The organism is Streptomyces hilarionis (assembly GCF_024539675.1).
Taxonomy (GTDB): Bacteria; Actinomycetota; Actinomycetes; order Streptomycetales; family Streptomycetaceae; genus Streptomyces; species Streptomyces hilarionis.
This window is the reverse complement of the sequence record NZ_JAHHIT010000326.1, coordinates 1-2642: the sequence shown is the minus strand read 5'-3', so window position 1 is coordinate 2642 and position 2642 is coordinate 1. Positions and strand designations below refer to the sequence as shown.

Sequence of the window (2642 nt, the reverse complement as noted above, 5' to 3'; positions counted from 1 at the left end):
TGCGCCTCCACCATGTCCACGTCCGACGCCGACAGCCCGGCCGAGGCCAGCGCCTGCCGGATGACGCGCTGCTGCGACGAACCGTTCGGCGCCGTCAGGCCGTTGGACGCGCCGTCGGAGTTCACCGCCGAACCGCGCACCACCGCCAGCACCCGCCGGCCGTCGCGCACCGCGTCCGACAGCCGGGCGACGGCCAGCACGCCCACGCCCTCGCTCCAGCCGGTGCCGTCCGCGCCCGCCGCGAACGCCTTGCAGCGGCCGTCCGGGGAGAGGCCGCCCTGGCGGGAGAACTCGGCGAACATGCCGGCCGTCGCCATCACGGTCACGCCGCCGACGAGCGCCAGGTCGCACTCGCCGCCGCGCAGCGCCTGCGCCGCGAGATGCAGCGCCACCAGCGACGACGAGCACGCGGTGTCGACGGTCAACGCCGGGCCCTGAAGGCCCAGGGCGTAGGCGATCCGGCCGGACAGGACACTGGGGGCCGTGCCGGTCAGGACGTGTCCGTCGGCGTCCGAGTGCTCGTGCAGCCGGGGGCCGTACTCCGAGGGGCTCGCGCCGACGAAGACGCCGGTGCGGGTGCCGCGCAGGGACAGGGCGTCCACGCCCGCCCGCTCCAGCGCCTCCCACGACGTCTCCAGCAGCAGCCGCTGCTGCGGGTCCATCGCCAGCGCCTCACGCGGCGAGATCCCGAAGAACGCCGCGTCGAAGTCGCCCGCGTCCGCGAGGAACCCGCCCTCGCCGGGGAAGTCCGCCTCGCGGGTCCACCCGCGGTCCACGGGCAGCGCCGAGATCGCGTCCCCGCCGCCGGACAGCAGCCGCCAGAGGTCCTCGGGCGAGCGGACGCCGCCGGGGAGACGGCAGCCCATGCCCACGATCACGACGGGATCGGCCGGGTCGGCGGGGGCGACGGGACGGGCGGACCGGGAGCGCGCCGCGGCGCCCGGCGTCGCGTCGTCCGGGTGCGACGTCCCTCCGGGCAGCAGCGTGCGGGCCAGCGCGTCGGGGGTCGGATGGTCGAACAGCAGGGTGGTGGGCACGCGGCGGCCGGTCGCCTCGGTGAGCCGCTCGCCGAGTTCGGCCAGCATCACGGAGCTGAAACCCAGTTCCTTGAACGGCGCGTGCACGGCGACGTCGTCCGGGGACTCGTGGCCGAGCACCAGGGCGGTGGCCTCCCGGACGAGGTCCAGCGTCGTACGGTCCCGGGGCGGCGCGGCCGGACCGTCCGCGATGGAGGCGGGCGCGGCGACGGCCGGGCGCGGGGCGGGCGTGCCGTCCGGCTCGGGCAGCCAGTGCCGGCGACGCTGGAAGGCGTAGGTGGGCAGGGCGACCCGGCGGGCGCCGGCGCCGGTGGCCAGGCGGTCCCAGTGCAGGGGGACGCCCCGGACGTGGAGGGCGGCCAGCGCGGCGACGACCGCCTCCGGCTCGGTGCGGTCGCCGCCGCGCAGCAGGGGCACGGACACGGCCGAGGCGCCGCGCAGACAGTCCCGTGCCATGGCCGACAGGACCCCGTCCGGGCCCAGTTCGAGGAGGGTGGTGACTCCCTCGTCCTCCAGGAGGCGGACGCCGTCCAGGAAGCGGACGGCGGCGCGGGCGTGCCGTACCCAGTACTCCGGCGAGCGGGCCTCGGCGTCGGTGAGCAGGACGCCGGTCTCGTCGGACACGATCGGGATCCGGGGGGCGGCGAGGGCGAGGCCCTCGGCGACGCGGCGGAACTCGGCGAGCATGCCGTCCATGTGCGGGGAGTGGAAGGCGTGGCTGACCCGCAGCCGCTTGGTCCTGCGGCCCCGCTCCGCCCAGTGCGCGGCGGCTTCCAGGACGGCGTCCTCGTCGCCCGCGAGGACGGTGGAGGCCGGGCCGTTGAGGGCGGCCACGGCCACCGACTCGGTGACGAAGGGGGCCAGTTCGTCTTCGGAGGCCTGGATCGACACCATCGCGCCGGTCGACGGCCGGGCCTGCATCAGCCGGCCGCGGGCCGCGACGAGCGTGCAGGCGTCCGCCAGGGACAGCACGCCGGCCGTGTGGGCCGCGGCGAGTTCGCCGACCGAGTGGCCGAGCAGCAGGCGGGGGGTCAGGCCGCAGTGCTCGGCGAACCGGAAGAGGGCGACTTCGACGGCGAACAGCGCGGGCTGGGTGAACTCGGTGCGGTCGAGCAGGGCCGCCCCGGGCGACCCGTCGGCGGCGAACAGCACGTCGCGCAGGGGCACGCGCAGGTGCGGGTCCATGGCCGCGCACACCTCGTCGAGGGCGGCGGCGTACTGCGGGGAGGCGCGGTACAGCGCGGCGGTCATGCCGGGGCGCTGGCTGCCCTGTCCGGGGAACAGGAAGGCGAGGTGGCCGTCGGTGACGGCGCCGCGCACGACGTCGGGGGCCGGGTCGCCGTCGGCGAGGCGGGCGAGCGCGGCCGACGCGCCCGCCCGGTCGTCGGCGAGCACGGCCGCGCGCCGGCCGAAGGCGGTCCGGCCGGCGGCGAGGGAGTGGGCGACGTCCGCGAGCCGCAGCCCGGGGTGGGCGTCGAGGTGGGCGCGCAGCCGGGCGGCCTGGGCGCGCAGGGCCTGTTCGTCGCGGCCGGTGACGAGGAGCGGCGCCGGTGCGCCGGAGGGGCGGATCCCGGTCTCGGGGGCCGGGTCGGGGGCGGCGTCGGG

At 77.8% G+C, this 2642-nt stretch carries 1 protein-coding gene; it reads right to left on the bottom strand.

What is annotated here, in order from left to right:
* Positions 1-2642, bottom strand: a 2642-nt coding sequence (locus KMS84_RS38345) for a type I polyketide synthase (RefSeq protein ID WP_256921179.1), incomplete at both ends; no start/stop codon positions are given.